We start from the raw sequence: 24,520 nt of genomic DNA on the forward strand, positions 1-24,520 counted from the left end.
TTTACCATACCTCCATAGTTTATATTTGTTTCAAGCATTAATAACTCATTGATTACGATTACTAAGGGTTGAAAGATATGGGTAGGGAATTAAGGATAGGGAAACTCGTAAGTCTCATGGAGTCCCATGGATTACAGGACATAGTATTGGTCTCACCTGAAAATATAGAGTATTATACTGGCGTGGAGACAGTGGCCGATGCCACGCTACTGCTACATGCAACTAGAGGCGGGGATGTAAGTATATATGTCCCGCTCCTCGAATACTATAGATACAGGGATTCCCTTCCGGGGGAAGTAGAGGTATACGCTTACTCGAAAACCCTGAAGCCTAGTGATGCAAGGATAGTTGAAAAAGACTACAGGGAGATCCTGAAGGAAATAATCGATAAAAGCGGCAAGATAGGTATTGACAAACCGCTTCAAGACACCCCGATCCAGCAGGAAACCCGTAGCGATAGAGTAGTCGATATCTCGGGGGACGTGTGGAAGCATAGAATGATTAAGGACGAGGAAGAAATAGAGGCCATCAGGGAGGCAGTTGATATAACCATAAAGGGGATAAGGACGATCCAGGATAATATATCGGAGGGCGTTACGGAGGCCGAGCTCGCAGGTTTCTTTGAGGAAAGGGTGAGAAGGGAAGGAGTGAAGAAGTACGCGTTCGACCCAATTATAGCATTTAAACCAGGTAATAGCTATCCCCATATTCTACCAGGTAGTAAGAAGCTGGGTAGGAGGGATCTCGTGTTAATCGATGTGGGTGTTAAATACAGAGGTAGATGCAGTGATTTAACGAGGATGATTACATGGGGTAGACCCACCCCTGATGAAAGAAGGAGCCTGGAAGCAGTGGAGGAGGCACTCTGGGAATCAATTGACAGTATCTACCCAGGTATTAAAGCCGGTGATGTTGCTGAGAAAGCTGTTAAAAAACTTGAGAAATACGGCTTACATGAGAGATTCATACATGGGTTAGGCCATGGAATAGGTATAGCTGTACATGAACCCCCATATCTTAGGCTTGGAAGCCCAACGCTACTTGAGCCGGGGATGGTCTTCACTATTGAGCCAGGCGTGTATTTTAACGGTAGGTATGGCGTGAGAATGGAGGAGGATGTATTAGTGACCAAGAATGGTGTTAGAGTGCTTTCACGCAGGCTTAAACCATTGCTGATGCTATAGTTTTTCAACTGGTGAACCATTTTCTCCTTATTTCATTAATTATTGAGTCATTACTTGGACCGATTGCAAGCCTCCTTATTATCTCTACTTTATCTACCCGTATATGATTCAGCGGTGGTTCAACTAGTATGCTACTTCCTAGCTTTACAGCCGCCACTATTGCTAACGCTACATCAGTGTTTCTCAGCCGCCCTGTTAGAGAGATGAAGTAGTCTATTAATCCTAGCGATGCCAGGGTGGACTCAATTGATGCGGAGCCCATTATCCTTAGCTTAAAGCCTTCTCCCTGATTGATAACTATATCCCTTATAACCGAGAACTCCTCTACTCTATTAAAGTAAGCTGATATAATTCTATGCTGCCTTCCATTGTTTGATACCCGTTTCTCATAAACCTTATTGCCATATATGATCTTGCTATCAATGTACTCTATTTGAATATTGTTGAATACATCCGCTATCACGCCATATATGGCTTCATGTATTAGTGGAGGCGATCTAGGTCTATTAACCGTATATAGTGTCATAGAAATACTTGCAAACGGTATTTGCGATACATAGTTAAGGCTTCCATCAAGGGGATCGAGTAGTACTATGTAATCAGGATTTTCTCTCAGCCTATATAATCCCTTCTCCTCACTGACTACCCATATGTTTAACCCGGATTTACTGAACGCGTCGACAACATACTCCTCCGCCATGAGGTCTATGCGCCTCGTTATATCTCCTGAAACCCCCTCCCCAACTACAGTAGCGTACCCTGGGTCCCCGTAGTGCTCGCGTAGGAGCGATTTCAACTCGTCGATGATCTTTTTAGACGCCTTGATCATCTCATCCGATTCATGCATTGCTTTTACCACCTTTGTGATTTAAACCCATCTAGAATCATTAATTATTTATTTAGTAAGGCTGGATAATGATTAAATAGGTGTCGCTTTTGCCGCATTACTTAAGAACGCATGACCGGCTGGATGAAGCCAGTGAGATATTTGCAGATCCATTGAATCTGGCCTCGCTGATTAGAAAAATCAGTATTGTTGAACCTGAGAGAGAATTATTGTGCAGTGAAGCAGTTGATACACTGGGTAAAGTTGGCGAGAGATTCTTTAAGGAAAAGAATGACCTAGCCTACGCTGTCATAAAATATGATCGAAGGAGGAAAACCCTTAGATTCATAGTAGTGGGAAACATAGTGCTCACCGTAGTGGGTGAGGTCCCAGGAGCCATTGTGAAAGGCAGTGAAGCATATAGAATGCTTCTCGAGGCCGCATCATATCCTAAAACCACCTGTAGCATTGTAATAGGGAGATTAAGCCAGGATGATCTACCCCCCTCATTAAAGAGTATCCTGGAGAATGCATTGAAAACCAGGATTGCTTTCCCCGATGCATGGATCAATAGAGCGATATATGGATTCAAGGTAACCAGGATACTGGACGAGGATGAATATAGTTTTAAGCTACATGCAGTTGACTCTGGGGGATCCCAGTATATTATTGAAATACCGAAACTGGAGCAAGTGGATAATACGGGGAAACTATTTCTAAACACCATTGATGCATTAAACTACCAGTTCTCCCTAAGATCCATTCAGTACCCGGCCAGCGTTGAGGCAGATGTATTAAGGAAGCTGGCCGGCTTCGCTAAGTATATGGGCCAATGCATAGGCTTTATAACCGGCCAGCATCCCATCGATGAGAAAACGTATCTTGAGCTTCCTCCATGCATTATTAGATCACATAGTGGCGGCGTAAACCTTGAGAGGAAGATCGAGGAGTCCCAGTTAAACACTGAGGAAGCACTCTTCATTCTCCATAGGTTAACTGGGTTGACTGCCCTTATGAATACGCTGGGCTACGGGTTGAATGCTTTAAGACTTAGAGATGTATGGCTGGTGGAGGACCAGGGTGAGCCGCTAGGCTATAGGCCCGTGGTTGAGTATTGCACTAGTCTTCAGAGGCTCGACTCTCCTTATAGGGGGTTATACAGGGGGCTTGAAACCATTGATCCCCTTATACTACTCACTAACAGGGTTACACCGGCGAGTAATTTATTCATGACTTCCTCCATGATCCTGCAAGCCTTAACGAATAAACCTATCCTACCGCATCTCCAGTTAAATAAGCTGATATCACGCATCCTCTTTAATATAGAGACCCCCCTCTTACAAGGCGAGGGGTTAGAGGAATACACGAGTAACTTGAAAACCATTATCGAGCAGCTAGCACGAGGAGAGACAAGAGTTGAGGAAGCCTTACCTAAGCTATGGGAACTTGTTGACGAATATCTCGCAAGGTATCTCGAGTCTCTGAGAGGTAGGATCAATGGAAGAATCCTAGAATACTTAACGAGGGTTCTAAGCATTAACCCCGGGAAACGTGTTCAGAATCCCGTTGACATGTTTAAAATCCTGGAGGAAACGCTTATCGAGGATGGATACTCTGAAATACTAGTATTGAAAACATAGTGGAGTATTTTTCACTGCTTAGACTTTAACATAGGTGTTCAATAGCTAGGGCGGTAAAAAATATAATCCCAGTCCTGGATATTAAACAGTAAGCCTGCCGCCGTAGCTCAGCCTGGTGGAGCGCTGCCCTGGTAAGGCAGAGGACCCGGGTTCGAATCCCGGCGGCGGCTTATCCTCTTTAGGACTTACAACTGAAGGCCTTGTCCTTTAGGTGGGGATGGTGGAAGGCTTATAAGTTGTTTCCTAGTTGTTGGATTACAGGGGAGAAGACTCTAGCCTGGATGAGGCGGGAGCTAGCCCGCCGACCACCCAGCATACAGGAGATGGAAACCCGGAATAGATGCAGGAAACCAGTGAACCCCACACCTTAGAGTGGGGAGGAGGTCAGAGGTATAGTAGATGGGTTTTGGACTCATGGTGAGTAAGCTATGCGTACCCATCTGGTTTTAAGGCTTAGGAAGAGATGTGTTAGGAATTTCCTGGTATTCTTGGTATTGATTCTACTTGTTTCGGCATACGTGCTTGATATCTCGCAGCCTAAGCTGGTGGTTTCAACATATGACTTACTGGTGGATCAAAAATATAGTAGGGCATTCTTACTAGTGAATGCCAACGGATACATTACTCCCATTGGTTCATTGGTTGTAAGGCAGAACGAGACGGTGGTTGTTAAACTACTTATCGGCGACTCGTCTCTCCCAATAGGCGAGTTATTGATCACTAATGGGACAGACCTATATGTTATAGATAATCAAACCAGTCTATTTTTACCCTGGGAGAAAATAGAGAACCTCACGCTTGCAACGGATATAAAATTAGACCTCGGGATAAAACCCTACTTCCCATACCCACCAGTGTTTACTACGTTACTTGAACCCGGCCACTGGCTGGTGAACTTTCAATCCCCCTACCTATTTAATGTGACGGTCGACCTTTATATTCTACCCGTGGACCCAGTTGTGGAAATACATAATAATGGATGGGGAGCGTGTAGAACCTACATAAAGATATACGGGGTGAATGCATCTATCAACACTGTAAGCATTAACGTTGATCCCAGGTCTAGCAGGACCATAAAGATAAATGGGACAGGACAACCAGTAGTAGCGAATAGCGAGGTTTTATGGGGTCCCATGGTCTTCTCAATAGAGGATGGAAAACTAATTATGGATCTTCAATCATATATGATTCCAATACTCACTCTAGAGACTCTCATCACGGCTATAGTAATGTTAACTGTATGCAGGAAGAAACAGGGTACTGGAAAAGTTAGGAGGAAGTAGCGGGGGGTGGATTTGAACCACCGACCTCGGGGTTATGAGCCCCGCGGGCTACCAGGCTGCCCTACCCCGCTATGATGCCCCGCCGTTTTCTATGTAATTATAACAAGGGATTATAAGTTTTTACTGTTTGCCCATAGCCTAGTTATCAAATCAGCCAGCCGGCGGTATTTCCGCCGGCTGGGAAACGCTGTAGCCTACCCCCGGGTATCCTAGCCAGGCTAAACCCTCGGATACCCTTTAAACCCCTTAGGGTCTTACCCAGCTTTATACACTAGTTAATCTAGTGTATTTATAGCTGGGTTGCCTGGCTTCGGGGCTGAGGGGGTAGTTAGCCGCTAATAAAATTATTATTTTAAACCTACTAATAAATTTTTACAGCTAGAAGCCCGCTCTTATAGAGCGGGAGAAGGCTGGGGCATGCTTTCCCAGGTGAGGTAGAATGGGTTTAAAGAGGATTTGTGGATGGGTTATAAGGAAGAAGAGTATTGGAAGGATAATTATTATCGAGGTAAGTAGCGACAATGTGAAACCCAGTGTCCTGGTATTAAAGGAGGAAAGGGAGCCTGAATTATTTAAGCTGGGGATGGAAATCGATATCGGTACAGCCCTCTGCTTCGAGGGAGAGGAAGCCCCAGAGCAGAGGAGTGCAAGGGGAGTAGAGTATATAGCTAGGAAGATAGAGGTTTACGCGAAACCTATTGAACCCCTCCCAGTCGATACCATGGGTAAGGTACCGGCTTTACTCGATACAAGGATAAAGTACAGGTGGCTCTTAGTGAGAAACCCCGTTGAGAAGGCGATATTCATCATTAGGAATAGCCTACTCAATGCAGCCAGGGAGTATTTATCCAAGAACGGGTTCATAGAGGTTCAAACCCCGAAGATCGTGGCTGCTGGTGCTGAAGGCGGTGCAACACTGTTTAAGATCCAGTATTTCGAGAACGATGCATATCTCAGCCAGAGTCCCCAGTTATTTAAACAAATGCTGATGGCTGGCTTCACAAGGGTCTATGAGATAACCCCGTATTTCAGGGCTGAGAAATACAATACGACGAGACACCTGAACGAGTCATGGGGTATAGACGTGGAACAAGGCTTTATAAATAGCGTCGAGGATGTTCTCCGAACGCTTGAAAACCTGATTACATACATCATAGAGTATGTTTTGATGAATAATAAAGAGGAGCTGGAAATACTCGGCGTCACGATTAAGAAACCATCGACACCGTTTAAGAGGCTGAAGTTCCAGGAGGCAGTCGATATACTTAGAAGCGAAGGACTCGAGGTTTCGGAGACAGAGGACCTAAGCGATTACGCTGAGAAGAAGCTGGGGGAAATAATGGCTGAGAAGGGATATGAGCTATACTTTATAGTGGGATTCCCATGGGCTTCAACGGGCTTCTACTACATGAGGGATGAAGACGGGGTCTACACTAGGAAATTCGACCTCGATTACAGCGGGCTAGAGATAGCGAGTGGAGGACAAAGGGAGCATAGGTATGAGAAGCTATTGAACGCGTTGAAGGAGAAAGGCCTTAACCCGGAGAACTTCAGCTTTTACCTGGAGGCTTTCAAATATGGTATGCCGCCACATGGCGGGTTCGGGCTTGGTGTTGAGAGATTACTGATGAAGATGCTCAACCTGGAAAACGTTAGAGAGGCCATATTATTTGTTAGGGATAGAACAAGACTAGTGCCATAACCTTTTTTAGCACCGTTTCTCCCTAAGTGTTCACTCTATCGTTTTGTATAATTTCATGGTTTCACTTAGGGGTTCCACCCCACCTGCCAACCTATATAAACCCCTCCTTTAAACACCAAAAATCAGCTTCCATAGAGCTAAATCGTGTAGCGACTTTGTATCCTCTTGTAGCTAAAGCTTTTTAAACTATATTTATGATCACAAATATAAGGTTGAAACCATGAGTACATCGAGGGCGTACATCAGGCTCGTTAAAAAGCTCACGGTGGAGAATCTATGGCTCTACATAGTCAAAATACTCATGGAGGAGGGTAAGCCGTTGAAGGCATATGATATAAAGGTTAGGTTGAGGGAGAAATTCGGTATAGATCCCCCTGCTGTAACCGTGTATACTGTTGTATACAGGATGAGCCGGGATGGACTACTATCCCGGAGACAGGAGAATGGTGAAGCATTGTACTCTGTAACGGAGAGGGGGATCAATGCATTCAAGAATGCGCTTGTATTGATCGAGGAGATTCTTAGTAAGCTTAAATTATAGGTGGTCGCCATGATTCGCGTGGCTATAATAGGTCAAGGATTGGTTGCACTACACTTCGAGGTTGGATTAGAGAGATTGAAGAACAATGAGATACCTGATTATGGAGTTCCCCTGAGGGAGTGGCTCCCCTACAAGTATAGTGATATAGAAATAGTGGCATCATACGACGTGGATGAATCAAAGGTTGGGAAGACAGTATACGAGTTGGCGAGAAGGGATTACCCGGGTGATTCAATACCTGGATCCCTGAAGGACATCGTTGTAAGCAGGGGTATTCACTTAAATAGCATGAAGGGACTCCCCTTCAAGGCTAGAGGGAGAGAAGAGGATAAGGGTATTGAGGTCGCGTTAAACGAGTTGATCGATGAATGGAGGAATCTCAACGTAGACGTATTAATCAACGTTATGACTACTGAACCTGTTGAAGCCATTGGTGATCCAAGGGAGATAGAGAGGAGGGCTTTGCACGGTGATCTAACCGCTAGCCAGACATACGCTTATGCTGCAACGCTTTACGCGGCGAAATATAGACCTGTAACATTCGTTAATGCAATACCCTCACCCCTAGCGAATGATCCAGGCTTCATCAAGCTATGTACTGAAAGGAAATGCACCATACTAGGTGATGATGGCTCAACTGGGGCAACACCCTTCACAGCCGACCTACTGGAACACATGTACGAGAGGAATAGAAAAGTCATCGATATCGCGCAGTTTAATATAGGCGGTAACACTGACTTCCTCTCATTGAACCTACCTGAGAGAAACATCATGAAGAAGACGACGAAGAGCGGTATCGTAAAGGATATACTTGGCTATGAGGCCCCCAACTACATCAGGCCAACCGGGTATCTCGAGCCATTAGGGGACAAGAAGTTCGTCGCCATGATCATTGAGTACTATAGCTTCGGTGAATTCAAGGATGAATTCTATATATTAATGAGGATAAATGACAGCCCAGCACTAGCTGGCCTACTCGTAGATCTAGCTAGAATAGGAAGAATAGCTCTTGATAGGCAGGCCTACGGAACAATCTACGAGGTTAATGCGTTCTATATGAAGAGGCCTGGTCCCCATGGGTCAAAGGCGGTCTCAAAATACCATGCGTTCCAGAAACTATTGAACTGGCTCGGTATAAGTGATCCTAGGTATAAGGTATAGGTTTTTACTCTCAGCCAATATTCTCCATAAATGATTAAATTACTGGAGATAAATCGATACTTAATGAGGTGGCTTTGAGTGAAGATAGTCTTAATAGGCGCCCCTGGGGCAGGTAAGGGAACCTACGCACAGATATTAAGGGAGAAGTACTGTATTCCTCATATTTCAACCGGCGATATATTCAGGGAGGAAATAGCTAGAGACACCGAGCTGGGACGAGTGGTTAAATCCTATATAGAGAAGGGATTACTGGTTCCAGACGAGATCGTTATAGAAGTTGTAAGCAAGAGGCTGAAGCAACCCGATGCGTCGAGAGGCTTCATCCTAGACGGGTTCCCCAGAACCCTAGAGCAGGCCAAAGCCCTCGATGAAATAGTAGATGTCGACGCCGTGGTGCATCTCGTGGTTTCGGAGGAGGTAGCTGTAAGGAGATTAAGTGGGCGGAGAATATGTCCAGTATGCAATAGAGTATATAATATATACTATGAGCCGAAGCCCAGAGAGGATGAGAAGTGTGATTACGATGGGGCACAGTTGATCAGGCGCCCAGACGACGAGCCAGAGGTAGTGAGAAACAGATATAGAGTGTTCTATGAGACGTTTAAACCGATAATCGAGTACTACAGGGTAAGTAATAAGCTTATTGAAGTAGATTCAAATAAGTCTATCAAGGAGGTATTCCCGGTGGTGGAGGAAGTCTTAAGGAGGAATAAGATACTCCGGTTACAACCATGCAAAGAAGATGTCAGAGTAGGGTAGTGTTGATGCGTAAGGAGAAGACCGCTGAATATGTTAGAAGCCTCATCTTGAAACTCTATGATAACCGGGACTACTATTTCTACGGCGACGAATTAAATAGTGAGGGATGGAAGGTATTCGGGGAAATAATCTATCACACCCTTAAACAAATGCCGTGGTATAGGAGGAGAATAAGGGATCTAAGGAGGAAGCCGACCTATGAAAATATATTCGTATTCACCAAGGAGGCCTACGACGTTCCATGAGGCCCGGAATTATTCTTAACCCTATTCCTGAGCACGGGTATACAGTTATTGCATGGTGGATGACTGCACTCAGGATTAGGGTTCCTTATCTGGACTTTAAAGTCTGGGAGGAGCCTCCCGTATTCCACGTGTATTTCAAGGTCCCCGCTGGCATCATCTCTCAATATATCTATAACTGATGCGACATCGCCCCTGTCTTTTCCATAGATCACTAGGATGGCTTCATCATCGCTCACCTTCATGCCTGTTATAACCCTATTACATTTAGAGGCCCTCGACAACAGCTTCTCCATTTTATGCCCCTTCAACCTAACTAAGGCTGCAGTGCTTCCAGTGATAAGCGGTGAAACAGATAAGGTGAAGCTTATCAAGCCCTTATAAGATAGCTTCCTAATCCTATCCCTTAAAGCAGTGTAATTCATATCTAAGTCGTCGGCAAGCCTCTTAATACTTATCCTTGGGTTTTCGGCAAGCCTCTTTGTTAGTTCTAGCTCCTTGTTTTCCAAGTCCTCAGTCACCATCGGGTTGAAGATTTATGTAAACCCTATTTTATTCTTAAAACACTATACCAGCAGGGGTCCGCCTAAAAGACGTGAAGGGCTTGCCTCGATAACTAGGCGTGTTTTCTCAGGTATTCAAGGTCTTCGATGCTCATCCACCAGCCCATTGAGCCCAGTATTTCCTTTACATGCTCTATATTCTCTGTCTTAGGTATGGCTATAACATTCATATGGCTCACCAGGTAGTTCAATGCTACCTGTATAGGTGTTTTGCCATACTTCTCAGCCATTTTCTTCACGACATTATTTATCACTACGTTCCCTCTTTCAAGAGGGGTATATGCTTGGAGAGCTATCTTCTTCTCAATACAGTAGGGTAGGAGTTCTTTTTCCACATAATGCCTGTTGAATACACTGTAGTGAACCTGGTTCGCAACTATCTCGTGCCTGCTTGTAGCCTCTATGGCTTCTCGCAGCATGGCTGGTTCGAAATTACTTACCCCTATATACCTGGTTAAACCCTTCTCAGCAAGCACCTCGAAGTTTCTTACCTGTACCTTTATCGGGAGGTTTTCATTGGGCCAGTGGATTAAGTAGAGGTCTACATATGGTACACCAAGCCTCCTTAAAGCCTCCTCAGCCGCCCTAATAATCTTCTCCTTGTCATCGAGTCTGTTCGGTAGCATCTTGGTCGTTATGAATACACTGTCCCGTCCAACCTCCTTAACCACTCTTCCAATGAACTCCTCAGCTCTCCCGCCATCATACATTTCGGCAGTGTCAACCAGGTTTACACCGTGGGTTAATGCATAGATGAACGCGTCAAACGCCTTATCATAACTCTTGATACCATACGTGCCGAGCCCTATTGCTGAGACTTTATCGGACCCGATTACCTTCCACTCCTTGAACTCATACATGGTGTATCCCTTAATAGTACATTTTTTATTACGTAGTGGAAACTAATTAAGTTTAGAGAATGCATACCCACGGGCTACTACTGAAGGCATACCTGATCTATTACGGCCTCAAGGGCGTTGATAGGCTCGTAGCCCTTGTTAAAGATGTAATCGTAGAGAAGCCTATAGTGCATTGTTACCTCCTCACTAAATTTTTCCAGCTCACTCCACGGCGGCTCCGTCTCCTCGCCTACCCCGATACCAGGGCATATCCTTGAGACATACATCCTATCCTTTATCGAGGGGGAGATAGGTATGAAGGGGAATAACCTGCATCTTCTCGGCCTAGCCGGGTAGATGCTGCATGCTGGCAAGTTGTTACTGGATTGGAGAAACACACATCTATTGTTGATGCCTCTTAAAACAGGTATGGGGATTTGATCGGCTATAACTGCGTAGATATATCTGCCAACCAGGCTCCTCCACTCCGTGTTAAGGAACCTGGCTATTCTACATATATCGAAGGCTGTTAAAGCCACATTAGGCCCGCTGCCGCAGCAGGTGCCACTCCTGATACACTTATACCTTATCCTCTCCCCTCTCGAGACCATGCGCTCCAATATGGACTACCCACATAATCCTTTAAGCGGGCATCTAGCACAAGTGTTGCAACCATTTGTTAAACTATATATTATTTCTTCATCGGCGTCGTCGAGTATTACACCCGGGATGAACCGGTACTTCTTTTCCTTACTCTTCATTATTTCCTCACCGTTATTCCTCACCATAATTAATTGGTTTAACCCTATTATAACTTGTTTATACAGCAGGTCATCTTTAAGATTAGTTGACACGGTTTTCAAGGGTTAAAACATGTCTAAACGGTGAGTTATCGGGTACTATATGTAGCCAACCATCTTCATTGATGTATCCACGTGTTATCGCCACCTTACCTAAATCGCTGTTGATTATGCATGTATCGTCCTTAACCGATCCAAGGCTTTCACAGGCATCTAGGACTGGTTTCATTAATCCCTCTCTTAAACCTGTTTGTAAAAGCAACCAGTCTTCCAACCCTCCTTCTACATAGCCGCCTCCACTAGTGTATGGCTTCAGGTAGAATTTAAACACCATGGTGTTAACTAGGTCGAGGGATAGCGGTCTCAAGCCGGTCTCTAAGAGAATATAAGTGCCTATTCCACCGTAGAATGACGCGTTTAATGATAGATCTATCTCAATACTACCGGTTGATGTAACACCGTCTGCAATGCTTCTACATGTATCGAGGCACCTCTTATACCATTGAGGCTCACGTATATTTGTCACAGCCCTCCATGCATCGCCCCCTCTGAGTAATGACACCCTATAGTTGAGCAGTGGTAACACCGTCCACCCCTTATACCCTCTGTACGTAAAGGTTCCTAGGATTACTGTAAGTGGGCAACTATATAGCTCGCTGTACATCCACATGGTTTACAACCTTATATACCACTATTCCACTAGATAGTGTTTAATAATTATTAGCCTACTTTATTATATGAGAAGCAATGGTGTTTGATAATGTTTACCTGGAGAGGTTTAAATCCATACCTGTTGCTACTGCTAGTACTCTGCATGCTTACTGGTTTAACCCATGTAGTGCTGGGTACGCAACAGGGGGTCGAGAGTGTCGAGTATGTTGTTTTCTACGACCCGATCGAGGGGACAGGGGTTCTCCGTGTCTCGATCACTATGTCGCTCGCGCCTGGTGAGATAGGTAATGTGGATCTACCCGTCAAGATATTCAGCGACGCCTCCCTCTACTTCTTCAACTACACTATGGATCCTCCAACGGGTTCCCTGGTGGTAAATTACGATGATGACACGGGGATTGCATCGCTCCTCGTATCCAATGCTTCGACGGTGACGCTGTATTTCACAGTCAGTAACTTAACTGAGGAAGCCTCGATAGGTTCTTATACAGCGACGCTGGATTTACTGGATTATACCAGTGGAGCGGTGAACGTATCCGTGGAGATATACTTGACGGGAATATATGATGTCATAATAGACTCCTACCCCAGGGTATCTGGTTACAGCATTCAGACGTTAACTAATACAACAGTGATCCGGGCATACGATCCAGCGATATACTTCATAGTGTTGAAGATACCCGTGAACACTGTTCCCCCTTCCTCCACTCAATTCAATCTATTAAACTTACTGTTCCCCTTACTGCTAATAACGGTAGTCGCGGCGGTGATCATCGTTCTAAGGTGGAGGAGGACCAGTATAGGTAGAATCGAGAAGGTCAATGTTTTAAATGATCCCGTTTCGAGAAGCATAATAAGGGCCCTAGGTGAGGCTGGAGACGCTGGCTTAACTCAAGCTGAGATAACGAATAGGACCGGGATACCTAAGTCAAGTGTGAGCAGAAGGATAAGGAGACTCGAGGAAGAAGGATTCATAACAGTTGCTAGGACTGGTAAATATAATTACTTAAGGCTAACAGATAAAGGTAAGGAAGCATATAGGAGAATAGTGGAGAAAAAATGAGAGAGCCTAGACCCCTTTACGGCATGGGTTTCTTTCATGTATTGAAATCAGGCTGGATCAATGAGGTGGTGATTTTCGATTACCACGACCCGGATCATTACTACCATGGTTTAACAAGCGATGAGCTGGTGGAGGAAAAAGAAGCACTGGCTAAAAACATGCAGTTCTACCTTGACATGGAGGAGGTTAAACTCAACGGTAAGCCGTGCTTTCCAAGAGTTATAGATGTCGACATAGGTTTTAGAGGTAGCATTGAATATCCATATATAGTCTTCATAATCGTGTTTAAAGGAGAGTTAAAACCGGGTGTAAACGTGTTCGAGGATATCTACGAGGAGGAAACAGTTGAGTACGGCTATAGAGTATACTGGATGCTCCCTGAAACAGGTAGATTCATTGAGGCTGATCTAGGGGTTCCATATACTATAACCGGTGGAGGCAGGCTACTAGTATTCAACGTGGAACCCGGGGTAAAAGTAAGAGGCTATGAGAAAATAGTTTTCGAGGTTGAAAGAATTAATAGCCTCAGTAGACATAGGTCTACAACGCGGGAATGATGTATGGGGACCTCTATTGAAAATAGGGGTCGTCTGAAGAGTGATGTGGGGCCAAAGCGCTGAGCCCGCCCATATATATTTTACATTGATGATGAGTACGCTATCGGATGAATCGTGATTAAAACAGACCCCTCTGAAGAAGCATATATGCCCTCTAGATCCATCTGGCTCCTCAATAACTCTAGCTAGATCGGTGTTGAAAATCTTTTATATGGTACGTTTTCAACTATTTCCCGGTTTGCCATAAATACGAGTCTTGGTTTATGAGTACCACTCTATCGGCTTATATGGCCCATTGTAAGTGATCCGGCCGCTCTCAACCACTATTAGGTGGTCGAAGCGGATTCGGGATTGTATATGGGATATGATTATCATATTTGATGGCTTTTTCTCGAGTAGCTCGGATATTAATGCCCTGCTACCAGAATCTATACCGCTGAAAGGCTCATCCATAATAATTAACTTCTTATTGGAGGCCAGGGCTATTAACAGGCTTGCTTTTCTCCTCCACCCTCTGCTGAGTTCACATAGTCTTTTATCTTTATGGTTCAGTAAGCCGAGTTCTTTGGCAATAGCATCTACATTATCTTCCCCATACTGTTCTCTAAGCACATTGAGAAGCGTTGACAGCTTGAGATTATCGGGCAATTCATCCTTGTCTCTGACATATGTGACCTGTTTAGCCAACTTATTTGACTCCGTGAATGGGTTTAATCCAAGTAGCCGCACCTCACCTCTAGTGGGCCTCATTAAACCTAGTAATACTTTGATCAAAGTTGTCTTACCGCTACCGTTCGATCCAACTATGAGTATTTTCCCCACCGGGGCCTCGAGTTCTTCAACTTCCAGTGCAACCAGTTTATGATATTTGACGAGTAGGTTTCTCACAGAGAACATGGGGTTTTTCTCGTCGTGCATGTAAGACGCCTCATTGCATTCTGTCAGTCGTCGTGATGTCAACGTACACGACTGGCGTTTTTATAGTTGGTGGCGCATCGGGGGAAAATATAACTCTAGCTTTGCCGATAAAAAATACAGTGTTTCTTTCTACAGTAACGCTTAGGGACGAGGAGTTTGCCTCATAGATTTTATCATCAAAGTAGAATTGTATGGTAGCATAATCTAAGGCACGTTCCAGCGCCCCCAACTCGCGTAATACTATGCTCACATTAGTGATTCCGGGCTTTAACACTGTAGCTATAATCCACTCATAAACTACGGGTTTCCCGGCTTGTTTCCCAGTGCTAATCAGTAACGTATAGGAGTCGAGCCAGTACACGGCCCGGAACCTTGAAGGGATACCGTAGCCATTATATATCATAAGGACTCCCGTGGCGGTTGATGCAATGAATAGTAAGGCAATGATTGCCGCAAAAAACGATGCCTTCAAACTGAGATCCACCTCCTCCATACTGCTATCGCTAATAACATAAGGTTAAGTCCGATGAGGACGATGCATAGGAGAGTTAGCTCGCTTGTTGCCAGGTAGATTTTATCGATGCCTAGACTTAGAAGAAAACTTAGGAGAGCACCAAAGTAGTTTTTGCCGGTGATTATGAATCCATTGTAGAAGATCACCGTGGCAAGCACCATGAATATTGAAATACTAGCTACGATGCTTAGGAACAAGCCATCGATGCTTGAATTAAAGTAGAAAACATACACAGATGCTGACATCAAAATGAACATTGATACGTATCCGAGAGATATAAGCATGATCGGGATAAAGCAGGCCAGGATTATCCAACCTAGAGACTTCCCAACAATGCTCATGGATGGTATTATTACGCTTTCAAGCCTATTGGTTATCGGGTATACGGTTATAAACATGGATATGATGTAGATTAGCCAAAACTCGAGCTTTGCACCATATAGATTGTAAAGGAAGGCTTGTGCCGCTGTAGTCCTTATAGAATCCAATGATGGAAGGGGCATTGGTTGATGAAATCCACTTATATATCCAGGTATTCGGCCAGTTGGATTGATAGTTGAAGCCGATAAACCGGCTTGGTAAGCCAGGGTCGTGAACAAATAGAAAAAGCTTGCAACACTAGAGACTATCCCTATAGTGATCGCTATAATTTCTATAATGGAAGGATCCGACAAGGCCAACGTGTATATTCGTTTCATGGGTATCTCCTCGGGAGAGGCTCTAAGCATAGTTATTTGCTATCTAGGATGCATTGATTCTATTGGATCTACGCCTCCTATATAACAGATACGCTGTGGATAATATAAGTGGCGTTATTACTAATATGGGGATAGTAACATATATACTGCGCCATCCAGAAACCTCCCCGCCTCTACTTGTTGAGTTGCTTGAATTAGAATCACTGGCTGAAGGAGTTGTCGAGGTCCCGGGCTCGTTCCCAGAAGGAGGGGTGGTTGTGGTTTCCGGTAGCGATGAATTATTATAGATGAGGTTTCTAACAATATCCACGCCTTTTTCTCCCCCTAGCCGATAAGCCGTTGTTAATACTGCGGATTCTAGATACTCCAAGAATTCGCGGAATTTCTTCTCGGGATCGGCACCATTGACTATCTCATACCATGTGTTATAATACTTTGTTTTCACGCTAGATTCCAGATTGTTCAGTATTGATAGCCTTGTGTTCCTGTCATGCAATACCCTATCTCCGGTGGTCAACATAAATCTTTCTGCGAGCCTGGTATCTATGGCGATTGTAATATAATTACCTTGGGGCGGTGGCTCAGGTGGCGACGCGGTCTTCTCTATCGTAATATCCGTTTCAGGTGGCATGATATCGAGCAGAGCATACGCTATTTTATAATTGGGCCCTTCACCGAGATACTCGGTTAAGTGTGTTGCCGGTAGTATAAACATTGAGCCTATGGGAGTTAATGGGAGGTGCGAGGGCACAAATGCCCATAGGAATGAGCCCACACCTCCTTTCCTTAGAGTAGTATTGAAGCTGATAAACCCGTCATTTCCGGCAATTACTTCATTCAGCTTATTCAAGCGCCCTTCTTCAATATATTCCCTGAGCCCTTCTACGATGAGTTCCTTGTAGTTTTTCAACGCCGTGGAATTTATTAGCAGGGTTAATTGGTTGTATGTTGGAAATGTGATATTAACGTATGGACCCACAATCATTCCCTCGCGAGCTTTTATACTGATTTCTTTACCAAGGTATACTCCGTGATATTCCTTCCAGAGCTGAGGGAGGGCTGCATTTGCTCTCTCAAATAAAAATTGCCTAGCCTCATCTATATTGTTCTCTATTAAAGATTTTAGCCTTTCTATGGTGATCTGTAGTTCCGTCTCATGTTTTAGATAATATTCTACATCCTTACTGTAAGCCTCATAGAGCTTGTAGAGGAGTAGTGATAGATCTAGAGATGGTGTCGCTATTGGCAACGTCCCAACAGGTATCCAATTAGATCCATTCCAGTAGCTTGCACTCCACGTATTCATGTCGATGAGAAATCTGAAGGTTATATTGTATTCTTTAAGAGCAATTCTAACGATATCCGCTAGTCCATACTTTGTATAGTATAGCTTAATCAGCAGTTCGAAATGAGTTGAATTGAGATACCTGTATTCAAAAACCATGCTCCCGGGCACAAGCTCTAGTAAAACATTGTATTTCTCAGTATGCCGCATAGGTATAAATACGTGGACGCAGGCAAGGACCTCGGATCCTTCATACCCCAGTGTAACCCCCTTGATCTCCACATTATCTTTTCCACAACCAATGTAATTGGCAATTGTATAGAATAGCTTGGTGAAACGGGTTCCATTGGATAACACTCCCTCCATATTCACTGACCCCTGAGCTATATACTCGATATAGGGGGCCTGGGGAAACACTGCGTCTTGAACAGAGCAATCATGCGACAACGCTGTGGATAGTGGAGCGAGTATGATATTATACTCTTCGTCTAGTACGTAAAGTGTCCCTATCCACCCAGAGCTGTATTCCGAAGATATAACATAGTACTCTAAGCCATCATCGTTCTCTCCTGCATCAACTACTATTTGAACATACGTAAATGGCTGAGAAAGAGCATTGAAGAAAACAATCAATATAAACATTGTTGAAAAAAGAAGCTTCTTCATAATCACTTTCTTCATAATCACACCCCTAACGGGACATTAGCTAGTCATATACACAATCATTCCTGTTGATCCATTGGCATCAAACTGATAGATCCCAGAATATGGAATCATATCAATGTAGTCCGAGTAGCCAACGTAATATCCCGAAGCACCAAGCGTCCATCTATCCATTTCACTCTCAGTAGTAGTCTTTCTCTCCTCGGGCAATTCACCACGGCTAAGAATCACATTACTACCATTCATAGAGTATGCATTATATAGTCTTTCAACATCTATGCCGGCGTAATAACTTATCCTTATCTCGTAAGTTGGTATGGTGAATTTCACCCTTACTCTGTATCCATTAGAGACTTGATACTTGGATACAATTGATGCTTTAACTCCGGCTTCAATTGAAGCCAAGTCAAAGCTAGCTTTAACAAAATCCAACAACTTAAGGTCTGCTGATATACCTGCACGGGCTTGCATCCAGGCTTCCAGTATTGCTTTTTCATCATAGTTTTCCTCCATAAATACCTCTATTTCACGTTCGTATGTCTTTGACCCTATTGCAATATGTAGGTAAAGGGTTCCATTATATAGTTGGTACTTTTCCTCCCATTCCGTGTCTAATGTTGTTCCAGATCTATTACTGCCCCTAAATACTGCGCTCAGTCCAACCAGAGTTGGCCTCTTAATTATTATTGTGCCATTGTAACTTGGATTTGTTTTCTCATAGACTTCTAAGACTGCTGGCACGTATGCTGCCGCTACAGCATTTGTATCCCATTGAACTATCACGTTGTATTTAACCTCAAACAGGCTTCGCGGATCATATAGAAATGGTTTTACATTATTTACTGTAAAATTAGCTGTTAGACTTCCATATGGAGTAGTAAAGTTTCTCACTAGTATACCTGTTTCCACACCTTTGAATCTCAGGTCTTGTGTTTCTGCTGTTACGGCCTGATTATTTATGATGACTTCATATGATATAGCCAGTATTATGGTGAGGATAACAGCCCACCATATTTTAGGACAGGTATTCATAATTACCTCTCCTACCTTAATTCTTGCAACTCTATCTTTGTTTAAATATTTAAACATGGTTTATATTATTTTTGTTTAAAATATTGAAAGATGCATGTTAACTGCTTAACCTTCTTCCCACTCCGAAGGGTAAAATCAGCCAAGAAAAATGGTGGCAGAAAACCGGTTCTGAGGAGGTTAATGGGGTCGCCCTGAACGTCCCTAAGCCAGATGAGAACCCGAGCTGGGTGCAGGGTGAATAGAAATGAGGGCCTATTGCCTGGGCGGCGTCAATAACTTCTCCAGCCAACTATAAAACCACTAAATAACCCTATCAAGTGTTCTCGTGCCTCTATTTCTCAAACCTCCTTGCTTAAAAGGTTTTTAAGAGTATTGTATCGAATCCTAAGAGCGGGCCTCTCTAACTTGCTGCTGTTTGCTGTACTGCATCAATGATTCTCAGTGTGCCTAAGACAACTCCCGTTACGGCGATATCACCGTACATTAATGCCTCCACTAGCGGTGCTTGAGCAGTGGTTAGAGCGGATATGAGCGTGGTTGAGAGGAGGAATACTGCCACGCTTGAGGCGATTTTAGCTGGTGGCAGCCCTGGCTGGTAGAGGGATAGCGCGGTAATTAAGTACGTGAAGAAGGTTCGTGAATTCCCTTAGGCCAGGCTCCCGACATCAGCGAGTAATAATAGCATTATTGGTAGCCAGTTGTGTGATCCCGAGAACTGTGCTTTAAGCTCACCCCTATACTTCACCGCGAACATGACTGCGGCAACAACTACAAAGAACCCGGCCACGAGCGAGAGACCCACACCCTCCCAGCCACACTCCCACCACTACATACAAAAAACCCAGGCTTACTTAATAAGCATAAACAGCTCCTTACGCAATCATTCTCGACGCGGGAGAAACTGCTTTGGAAGAAGCTGGTCACAAGCTATTAGACAGGGGGAGTTCGTGTTTCAAACTTGTTTGAGATAGAATGTTAATGAGAAAAGTTTATATCCCTAAGATGATGCAGTAAATATTGGCGGTGCAAAATGCCGTGTAAGAAAGAAAGCTACCTCTGAGCAGAAGCCCAGGGAGCAGAAAAACAAGTAACGCTGTAAGCGTAATGGATGCAAGGCAACTTTTTATAAGGTTGCTTCACCCCTTGTTATCAGAAAGTCAATGGGTTGAGTTTAAAGGCTGGGTTGACTAATTGTTTCCCAGGGTGTCGTGTTTTGCCTAGAGGTATTCCCCGACGGTGGCGTTGTAGGGCTCCGCCGTATTATGCAGGGGGGTTTGCATGGGGCAGTAACGTTGTCTACCTTCCTGTTAGAGAAGTTGTTGGCCTTGGCCTCTCAGAGTTTGTCGAGGTCTATGACTACGAGATTGAGGCCCTTAGACTGGTCCACGTGGAGGGGTTAACCACGGAGGAGGCAGCTGCAAGGCTAGGTGTATCCAAGGCTACTTTCTGGCGGATGCTTGAGTCCTGTAGGTATAAGATCGCGGTGGCTTTATCCGAGGGGAGACCTATTAAACTTGTTTCAGGCTCACCTGGTGAAAACGCTGGGGCCAGAGAGAAAAATATATAAGGATCTGAAACATATTTCACATCTCGGTGAACAATATGGCCTGGAGATACCCGAGTACCTGGCCAGGGCATGGTCCATGGAATCACCTGCCCCCCTGGAGGAGGCCTGGCTGGTATATGGGGAGAGGTTGGTGCTGGTGGTATCGGCCAGATTATCCTCTGCCACCCATTGGTAGAGAAGAAGAGCTACGGTACCTAGAAGAGTTTAAGAAGTATCTCACGGACGTAGTATTGAAAGACATTGATAGGAGAATAGAGGAGCTGAAGAGGAGCCCGCCTTGATAGTGGCCTTACCATCTATAAAGACCTCTCACGGAATATACCTGAGCCCGCATTTCGGTAGGGCAAGATTTTTTACCCTCGCTGAAGTAGCCGATGGATCCCACAGGATTATCAAAGTAGTTGAGAACCCTTTTTTCAACCATGCCCATGGGAGACGTGAGGCAGTAGTTGACTTCCTAGTCTCCCAGGGCGTGGAGGCGGTGATATCCTTAGGCATGGGGCCTGGCGCGTTCGAGAAGCTGAGAAGCCGTGGCGTGAAAATATACTATGTGGAACCGGATAATTCAGGGAAAATGGTAAGCGTCGAGAAGGCACTAGAGTTTTTCCTGGAGAAAAAGCTGGTGGAAGCCACAGTTCCCAGGGAACATGATTAAAGCCGATTGATCTACTTATCTGAATCGTACTTCTAGCTATAAACAATAGGGCATTGCAGTGGTTAAAATAGCTCCATAAATGCTTGTTTGCGCACGTGTTTCCCTAGTTGCCCCTCTAAACATTTGTGAGGAGCTGCTTTAAGAATTCGATGTCTTTCAATCCTTTTCTCAACGCCTCAAAAGCCTTTGAGTATTAGCTGTCTATTTCTCTTAATAACTGACCTCCTCTCCGCCCTGAAGGATAAGGGTTTCAGTTGTAAAAGCTATGAAAGCCCGCCCAGTTAGTACGGAGCAATAAGAAAGGATTGAAAAATAATCGGATTTTACAGTAGTAGTTGATTTACACATCTAGATACACGTAAAGCGTTTGCCCCGTATATCTAGAATAACACGTCTCTAAAAAAGTATGGCATCCCATATAATATTACAATAGAGTTTATAGAGTCCAATGTGCTCTCATATGTATCCGTTATAAGCCTAGGCGGAGAGGAGTATAAGCAGGCGATAAAATTCCTCCTAGACTACAACCTCGAACCCTCAGACTCACTCCATCTAGGAGTCATGGTTAACAATAGTATAAACACCATTGTTAGCGAGGATAGTGGATTCGATAGAGTGCCCGTAGTGAGGAGATTGTGGGTATAGAAACTCGATAAGCTGCATTGTAGGCAAGGTATTGAAATATTTCCCGCCTAGGGCTACTGGATTCTAATCCTGCAAGGAAGTTGGAGAGGCTTCATCATTATTTATGCAATCAGCATACCTTGGATACTACTGAATCGGAGCTGATTTCAAGGTGTTTTACCTATATATTTGTAAAATGTAAATATAATTTATGAAGAGGTGTTAAATCTGTCGTCGGATGCCAAGCCATCCCCGGATCTAAGGCTTTACGAGAAGCTGATGATGCTTTTCCCAGGTTACAGGGGGTATAAAGAGAAGGAGCTTGTTAGAGAGACTGACCGTGTTGTACGCGATGAGCTTTATCGTAGGCTTAAAAAGTGTGTTGGCGGCTTGAAAAACTATTACTCGAGCATTGCCTCGTCTACTGGCTCGACGCCTCTCACGGAGAGGCTGGAAAAATTAATTTATAAAATCGATTCCCTTGCCGAGAGGACGAGGCATGCCCCCTACGGTTATAAGCCCCTCTTCCACGCGATTAAGGTGGATGAAGAGGTTTTAAACAAGATGCTGGAGCATGATTTAAGGCTCGGCGAGATAGCGGAAGCACTGGAGAAGGCTGCTTCAAACCCGCCTTCAAGCATCACAGATGCGGAGCCATTCTTAGCGAACATTGAAAGGCTAGCAAAAGAATACGAGGTAATGCTCGAGGGAAGGGATAGCCTGCTCTCAGGGTATAGGAGGTGACGGGCTTGAGTAAGACTAATGTTATAGAGTGGGTTAATCCAGGGCCAGAGGATATCCTCTGGGTTTACCCGTATGAGGAGATCCGCTGGGGCAGCGTATTGATAGTCCACGAGTATGAGACAGCAATATTCATGAGGGACGGGAAGATCTACGATGTACTTCCACCAGGAAGACATATGCTGACAACTCAAAACCTACCCCTTCTCACGAGAGCCTACAGGCTGGTGATGGGTTACGGTGAGTCGCCTTTCAAAGCAAGGATTGTATTTGTATCGCTCAAGCAATTCAAAGGTAAATTCGGTCTATCCACTAGGGTTAAACTTGGCCCTAGAACATTATACATGACTGAGCTTCAAGCATACGGCGAGTTCTGGTATAGAGTCTCAGACCCAGTCTTATTCCTCACCCAAATAGCTGGCGCGGTGAGTAATCTGGCTTCAACTGCTGTAGCGGAATTTATTCGAAACTATTTCACCGAGACATTGATCCAGGAGATCAGCAAATACACCGCGATAGACATCTACACAAATCTATCCCAGGTGACCTCGAGGCTTAAAGCAGGAGTGATACAGGAAGCTTTCGCCCAGAGAGGGCTGGAGCTCATAGATGTCAAAATCGCCGGGGCAAGCCTGCCGCAGCTCGAGAGGATGGAGAAAGAAGACCCTACCTACGGCCTCCCGCTCTTACTGGCTATTCAGAAAGGCGAGGAGGATAAGGTACTGGAGATCGTTAAGACGGTTGAAGTCATGAGGGCACTGGGTAAATCGCCTGCTGCTGGCTGGATGGGTGCGCTTGTAGCAATGCCCAGCCTGATGCAACAGGTTGTCCAGCCTACTCAGCAGCCCCAGCAACCTAGTCAGCCGTCTCAGCCAGCCGAGAGCCCGGCGATCGCTAAGCTTAGGGAGTTGAAGAAGATGCTTGATGAGGGGTTGATCACGAAGGAGGAGTATGAGCAGTTGAAGAAGGAGATCCTTGAAAAATTCAAGAAGGAGATGTAGCCTTGCACTTGTTTAAAAGCGATAGGGAGAAGTTTGAGGACGAGCTGAACAAGGCTTTAAGTGAGAGGAATAAAGGCAACTTAGAGAGCGCTGTGAAACGCTTTCTAAACGCCTACGAGATAGCTTTGAAGGCGAAAGATCCAGAGATCTCTAAGAGAGCCGACGAGATATTATTCTACGCGTTATTCTATGATGCGTTGGTCAAAAAGACGGCGGAATCGTTTTCTAAAGCTTTGCAGCAATGCAAGAGGCTGGACCCCGGTCGGCAGCTTGACATAGGCCTAGCCAGTAAGCCCACAGCTAGCGAGTTGTGCAGGGATCTCGAGATTGCCTCGATGATAGTGAGTCTCCCGGAGTTCAGCATAGACGTGGCTAGGCGTATGGATGAATCGCTTGCCTCGAAGTACGAGGAGATAGGTAGTAAACTTCTAGCAGAGGGATCGAGGAGGCTGATAATCGAGGACTATTTGAAAATAAATGATCCGCTCTCCACGATAGGATTCAGGTTCCTCGGCTACTCTAGAATCGTGAGGGCTTTGAAGATAGAGGCCGATAATCCAGCAAAGGCGATGGAGTTATACAGCGAGGCAGTTGCCTACCTCCAACAGGCTCCAGCCGAGGTTAAGAAGTTTGTTGACAGCAGGATAGGCAAGCTGTCTAAGACCACTAGGTGCTGGGTTTGCCGCAGAGAGATACAAGGCGAAGACATCAACTACATATATCTTCCAGCATCGATTAACAAGTATATCATTGAGAAGTATGGTAATGACTCCCCGTACCTAATAAATGATGGCGCGATCGCTGTCTGCAGAGTTTGTTACACGATGATATATAATTTAAGTGACGCTCTCGCGAAAAATTACTACGATCAGGCTATGAAAGCACTACAAGAGGTCGAGGCGAGGTTAAACGCCAGGATAAGTGCACTCGAAGCAGAGCTGATGAGTCTGAGTATTCAAGCAGGGCGCAGGTACTATATGAGGGATTAAA

General features: G+C 44.7%; 30 protein-coding genes and 2 tRNA genes. 18 read left to right on the top strand and 14 right to left on the bottom strand.

Features of this window, described 5'->3' with window-relative positions; all coding sequences use genetic code 11:
• Positions 1-77: 77 nt before the first annotated feature.
• Entirely contained in the window at positions 78-1,184 is a 1,107-nt protein-coding gene (locus QXV08_RS03025) for a Xaa-Pro peptidase family protein (protein WP_342784807.1), read from the top strand.
• Positions 1,185-1,188: 4 nt separating this feature from the next.
• Here the strand turns inward: QXV08_RS03025 and QXV08_RS03030 are convergent, their stop codons facing one another.
• The gene (locus tag QXV08_RS03030) at positions 1,189-2,031 is read right to left on the bottom strand and encodes an inositol monophosphatase family protein (protein WP_342784809.1); all 843 of its coding nucleotides are present in this window, start codon (positions 2,029-2,031) and stop codon (positions 1,189-1,191) included.
• 80 nt (positions 2,032-2,111) lie between these two features.
• Here QXV08_RS03030 and QXV08_RS03035 point away from each other — a divergent pair, with 80 nt between their 5' ends.
• From QXV08_RS03035 to QXV08_RS03045, 3 genes are all read left to right on the top strand, one after another.
• Positions 2,112-3,650 carry a protein kinase gene (locus QXV08_RS03035; RefSeq protein WP_342784811.1) on the top strand — a complete coding sequence of 513 codons (1,539 nt, stop codon included), beginning with the start codon at positions 2,112-2,114 and terminating at the stop codon, positions 3,648-3,650.
• A 96-nt stretch (positions 3,651-3,746) separates the two neighbouring features.
• A tRNA-Thr gene (locus tag QXV08_RS03040) sits at positions 3,747-3,820 on the top strand.
• Between the two features lie 258 nt (positions 3,821-4,078).
• Positions 4,079-4,933 (top strand): hypothetical protein, encoded by an 855-nt coding sequence (locus QXV08_RS03045; protein WP_342784813.1) that lies wholly within the window; start codon positions 4,079-4,081, stop codon positions 4,931-4,933.
• On the opposite strand, the gene QXV08_RS03050 is transcribed toward QXV08_RS03045, so the two are convergent.
• A tRNA-Met gene (locus QXV08_RS03050) sits at positions 4,931-5,004 on the bottom strand. The genes QXV08_RS03045 and QXV08_RS03050 overlap by 3 nt on opposite strands.
• A 368-nt stretch (positions 5,005-5,372) precedes the next feature.
• On the opposite strand from QXV08_RS03050, the gene aspS reads away from it, so the two are divergent.
• The 5 genes from aspS (at position 5,373) to QXV08_RS03075 (ending at position 9,341) form a co-directional block, all read left to right on the top strand.
• Positions 5,373-6,635 carry an aspartate--tRNA(Asn) ligase gene (gene aspS, locus QXV08_RS03055; protein ID WP_342784815.1) on the top strand — a complete coding sequence of 421 codons (1,263 nt, stop codon included), beginning with the start codon at positions 5,373-5,375 and terminating at the stop codon, positions 6,633-6,635.
• A 220-nt stretch (positions 6,636-6,855) separates the two neighbouring features.
• Entirely contained in the window at positions 6,856-7,176 is a 321-nt protein-coding gene (locus QXV08_RS03060; protein WP_342784817.1) for a PadR family transcriptional regulator, read from the top strand.
• A 9-nt stretch (positions 7,177-7,185) separates the two neighbouring features.
• Complete coding sequence (locus QXV08_RS03065) at positions 7,186-8,337, top strand: myo-inositol-1-phosphate synthase (RefSeq protein ID WP_342784819.1); 1,152 nt, start codon at positions 7,186-7,188, stop codon at positions 8,335-8,337.
• Positions 8,338-8,415: 78 nt separating this feature from the next.
• Entirely contained in the window at positions 8,416-9,096 is a 681-nt protein-coding gene (locus tag QXV08_RS03070) for an adenylate kinase (protein ID WP_342784821.1), read from the top strand.
• 5 nt (positions 9,097-9,101) lie between these two features.
• Positions 9,102-9,341, top strand: a complete 240-nt coding sequence (locus tag QXV08_RS03075; protein WP_342784823.1) for a hypothetical protein — start codon at positions 9,102-9,104, stop codon at positions 9,339-9,341.
• On the opposite strand, the gene QXV08_RS03080 is transcribed toward QXV08_RS03075, so the two are convergent.
• From QXV08_RS03080 to QXV08_RS03100, 5 genes are all read right to left on the bottom strand, one after another.
• Entirely contained in the window at positions 9,326-9,862 is a 537-nt protein-coding gene (locus QXV08_RS03080; protein WP_342788038.1) for an Lrp/AsnC family transcriptional regulator, read from the bottom strand. The genes QXV08_RS03075 and QXV08_RS03080 overlap by 16 nt on opposite strands.
• Before the next feature lie 92 nt (positions 9,863-9,954).
• A complete protein-coding gene (locus QXV08_RS03085; protein WP_342784827.1) occupies positions 9,955-10,761 on the bottom strand; it encodes an aldo/keto reductase in 807 nt (268 codons plus the stop codon).
• Between the two features lie 77 nt (positions 10,762-10,838).
• Entirely contained in the window at positions 10,839-11,360 is a 522-nt protein-coding gene (locus tag QXV08_RS03090; RefSeq protein ID WP_404990982.1) for a YkgJ family cysteine cluster protein, read from the bottom strand.
• Between the two features lie 6 nt (positions 11,361-11,366).
• The gene (locus QXV08_RS03095; protein WP_342788067.1) at positions 11,367-11,525 is read right to left on the bottom strand and encodes a hypothetical protein; all 159 of its coding nucleotides are present in this window, start codon (positions 11,523-11,525) and stop codon (positions 11,367-11,369) included.
• Between the two features lie 58 nt (positions 11,526-11,583).
• Complete coding sequence (locus QXV08_RS03100) at positions 11,584-12,210, bottom strand: hypothetical protein (RefSeq protein ID WP_342784831.1); 627 nt, start codon at positions 12,208-12,210, stop codon at positions 11,584-11,586.
• Positions 12,211-12,300: 90 nt separating this feature from the next.
• Between QXV08_RS03100 and QXV08_RS03105 the strand changes: the two genes are divergently transcribed.
• Positions 12,301-13,275, top strand: a complete 975-nt coding sequence (locus QXV08_RS03105) for a winged helix-turn-helix transcriptional regulator (protein WP_342784833.1) — start codon at positions 12,301-12,303, stop codon at positions 13,273-13,275.
• Entirely contained in the window at positions 13,272-13,832 is a 561-nt protein-coding gene (locus tag QXV08_RS03110; RefSeq protein ID WP_342784835.1) for a hypothetical protein, read from the top strand. The genes QXV08_RS03105 and QXV08_RS03110 overlap by 4 nt, the downstream gene beginning before the upstream one ends.
• 261 nt (positions 13,833-14,093) lie before the next feature.
• On the opposite strand, the gene QXV08_RS03115 is transcribed toward QXV08_RS03110, so the two are convergent.
• The 7 genes from QXV08_RS03115 to QXV08_RS03145 form a co-directional block, all read right to left on the bottom strand.
• Positions 14,094-14,750 (bottom strand): ABC transporter ATP-binding protein, encoded by a 657-nt coding sequence (locus QXV08_RS03115; protein ID WP_342784837.1) that lies wholly within the window; start codon positions 14,748-14,750, stop codon positions 14,094-14,096.
• A gap of 10 nt (positions 14,751-14,760) precedes the next feature.
• Positions 14,761-15,243, bottom strand: coding sequence for a hypothetical protein (locus tag QXV08_RS03120; protein WP_342788036.1), 483 nt, complete (start codon positions 15,241-15,243; stop codon positions 14,761-14,763).
• The gene (locus QXV08_RS03125; RefSeq protein ID WP_342784841.1) at positions 15,219-15,962 is read right to left on the bottom strand and encodes a hypothetical protein; all 744 of its coding nucleotides are present in this window, start codon (positions 15,960-15,962) and stop codon (positions 15,219-15,221) included. Before QXV08_RS03125 ends, QXV08_RS03120 begins: the two co-directional genes overlap by 25 nt.
• Before the next feature lie 43 nt (positions 15,963-16,005).
• Positions 16,006-17,928 (bottom strand): hypothetical protein, encoded by a 1,923-nt coding sequence (locus QXV08_RS03130; RefSeq protein WP_342784843.1) that lies wholly within the window; start codon positions 17,926-17,928, stop codon positions 16,006-16,008.
• A gap of 21 nt (positions 17,929-17,949) precedes the next feature.
• Positions 17,950-18,942, bottom strand: coding sequence for a hypothetical protein (locus QXV08_RS03135; RefSeq protein ID WP_342784845.1), 993 nt, complete (start codon positions 18,940-18,942; stop codon positions 17,950-17,952).
• A 400-nt stretch (positions 18,943-19,342) separates the two neighbouring features.
• Complete coding sequence (locus tag QXV08_RS03140) at positions 19,343-19,501, bottom strand: hypothetical protein (RefSeq protein ID WP_342784847.1); 159 nt, start codon at positions 19,499-19,501, stop codon at positions 19,343-19,345.
• A gap of 87 nt (positions 19,502-19,588) precedes the next feature.
• The gene (locus tag QXV08_RS03145; RefSeq protein WP_342784849.1) at positions 19,589-19,744 is read right to left on the bottom strand and encodes a hypothetical protein; all 156 of its coding nucleotides are present in this window, start codon (positions 19,742-19,744) and stop codon (positions 19,589-19,591) included.
• A gap of 411 nt (positions 19,745-20,155) precedes the next feature.
• On the opposite strand from QXV08_RS03145, the gene QXV08_RS03150 reads away from it, so the two are divergent.
• From QXV08_RS03150 to QXV08_RS03180, 7 genes are all read left to right on the top strand, one after another.
• Entirely contained in the window at positions 20,156-20,509 is a 354-nt protein-coding gene (locus QXV08_RS03150; RefSeq protein WP_342784851.1) for a DUF134 domain-containing protein, read from the top strand.
• A 35-nt stretch (positions 20,510-20,544) separates the two neighbouring features.
• The gene (locus QXV08_RS03155; RefSeq protein ID WP_342784853.1) at positions 20,545-20,790 is read left to right on the top strand and encodes a hypothetical protein; all 246 of its coding nucleotides are present in this window, start codon (positions 20,545-20,547) and stop codon (positions 20,788-20,790) included.
• A gap of 2 nt (positions 20,791-20,792) precedes the next feature.
• Positions 20,793-21,164: a NifB/NifX family molybdenum-iron cluster-binding protein gene (locus QXV08_RS03160; protein ID WP_342784923.1), complete on the top strand. Its 372-nt coding sequence runs from the start codon at positions 20,793-20,795 to the stop codon at positions 21,162-21,164.
• Positions 21,165-21,593: 429 nt separating this feature from the next.
• On the top strand, positions 21,594-21,809 hold the full coding sequence (locus QXV08_RS03165) for a type II toxin-antitoxin system VapC family toxin (RefSeq protein WP_404991022.1): 216 nt from the start codon (positions 21,594-21,596) through the stop codon (positions 21,807-21,809).
• Positions 21,810-22,007: 198 nt separating this feature from the next.
• Entirely contained in the window at positions 22,008-22,532 is a 525-nt protein-coding gene (locus tag QXV08_RS03170; protein WP_342784857.1) for a hypothetical protein, read from the top strand.
• Positions 22,529-23,530: an SPFH domain-containing protein gene (locus QXV08_RS03175; RefSeq protein WP_342784859.1), complete on the top strand. Its 1,002-nt coding sequence runs from the start codon at positions 22,529-22,531 to the stop codon at positions 23,528-23,530. The genes QXV08_RS03170 and QXV08_RS03175 overlap by 4 nt, the downstream gene beginning before the upstream one ends.
• Positions 23,531-23,532: 2 nt before the next feature.
• Complete coding sequence (locus QXV08_RS03180) at positions 23,533-24,519, top strand: hypothetical protein (protein ID WP_342784861.1); 987 nt, start codon at positions 23,533-23,535, stop codon at positions 24,517-24,519.
• Position 24,520: the final 1 nt, after the last annotated feature.

Origin of the sequence: Desulfurococcus sp. (assembly GCF_038881575.1) — an archaeon.
Classification (GTDB): Archaea; Thermoproteota; Thermoprotei_A; order Sulfolobales; family Desulfurococcaceae; genus Desulfurococcus.

Coding starts and splice junctions, on each gene's coding strand:
- QXV08_RS03025 (WP_342784807.1), top strand. CDS start 78: ATGGGTAGGGAATTAAGGATAGGGAAACTCGTAAGTCTCATGGAGTCC.
- QXV08_RS03030 (WP_342784809.1), bottom strand. CDS start 2,031: ATGCATGAATCGGATGAGATGATCAAGGCGTCTAAAAAGATCATCGAC.
- QXV08_RS03045 (WP_342784813.1), top strand. CDS start 4,079: ATGCGTACCCATCTGGTTTTAAGGCTTAGGAAGAGATGTGTTAGGAAT.
- aspS (WP_342784815.1), top strand. CDS start 5,373: ATGGGTTTAAAGAGGATTTGTGGATGGGTTATAAGGAAGAAGAGTATT.
- QXV08_RS03060 (WP_342784817.1), top strand. CDS start 6,856: ATGAGTACATCGAGGGCGTACATCAGGCTCGTTAAAAAGCTCACGGTG.
- QXV08_RS03065 (WP_342784819.1), top strand. CDS start 7,186: ATGATTCGCGTGGCTATAATAGGTCAAGGATTGGTTGCACTACACTTC.
- QXV08_RS03075 (WP_342784823.1), top strand. CDS start 9,102: ATGCGTAAGGAGAAGACCGCTGAATATGTTAGAAGCCTCATCTTGAAA.
- QXV08_RS03080 (WP_342788038.1), bottom strand. CDS start 9,862: ATGGTGACTGAGGACTTGGAAAACAAGGAGCTAGAACTAACAAAGAGG.
- QXV08_RS03085 (WP_342784827.1), bottom strand. CDS start 10,761: ATGTATGAGTTCAAGGAGTGGAAGGTAATCGGGTCCGATAAAGTCTCA.
- QXV08_RS03100 (WP_342784831.1), bottom strand. CDS start 12,210: ATGTGGATGTACAGCGAGCTATATAGTTGCCCACTTACAGTAATCCTA.
- QXV08_RS03105 (WP_342784833.1), top strand. CDS start 12,301: ATGTTTACCTGGAGAGGTTTAAATCCATACCTGTTGCTACTGCTAGTA.
- QXV08_RS03110 (WP_342784835.1), top strand. CDS start 13,272: ATGAGAGAGCCTAGACCCCTTTACGGCATGGGTTTCTTTCATGTATTG.
- QXV08_RS03115 (WP_342784837.1), bottom strand. CDS start 14,750: ATGCACGACGAGAAAAACCCCATGTTCTCTGTGAGAAACCTACTCGTC.
- QXV08_RS03120 (WP_342788036.1), bottom strand. CDS start 15,243: ATGGAGGAGGTGGATCTCAGTTTGAAGGCATCGTTTTTTGCGGCAATC.
- QXV08_RS03125 (WP_342784841.1), bottom strand. CDS start 15,962: ATGAAACGAATATACACGTTGGCCTTGTCGGATCCTTCCATTATAGAA.
- QXV08_RS03130 (WP_342784843.1), bottom strand. CDS start 17,928: ATGAAGAAAGTGATTATGAAGAAGCTTCTTTTTTCAACAATGTTTATA.
- QXV08_RS03135 (WP_342784845.1), bottom strand. CDS start 18,942: ATGAATACCTGTCCTAAAATATGGTGGGCTGTTATCCTCACCATAATA.
- QXV08_RS03155 (WP_342784853.1), top strand. CDS start 20,545: ATGGCCTGGAGATACCCGAGTACCTGGCCAGGGCATGGTCCATGGAAT.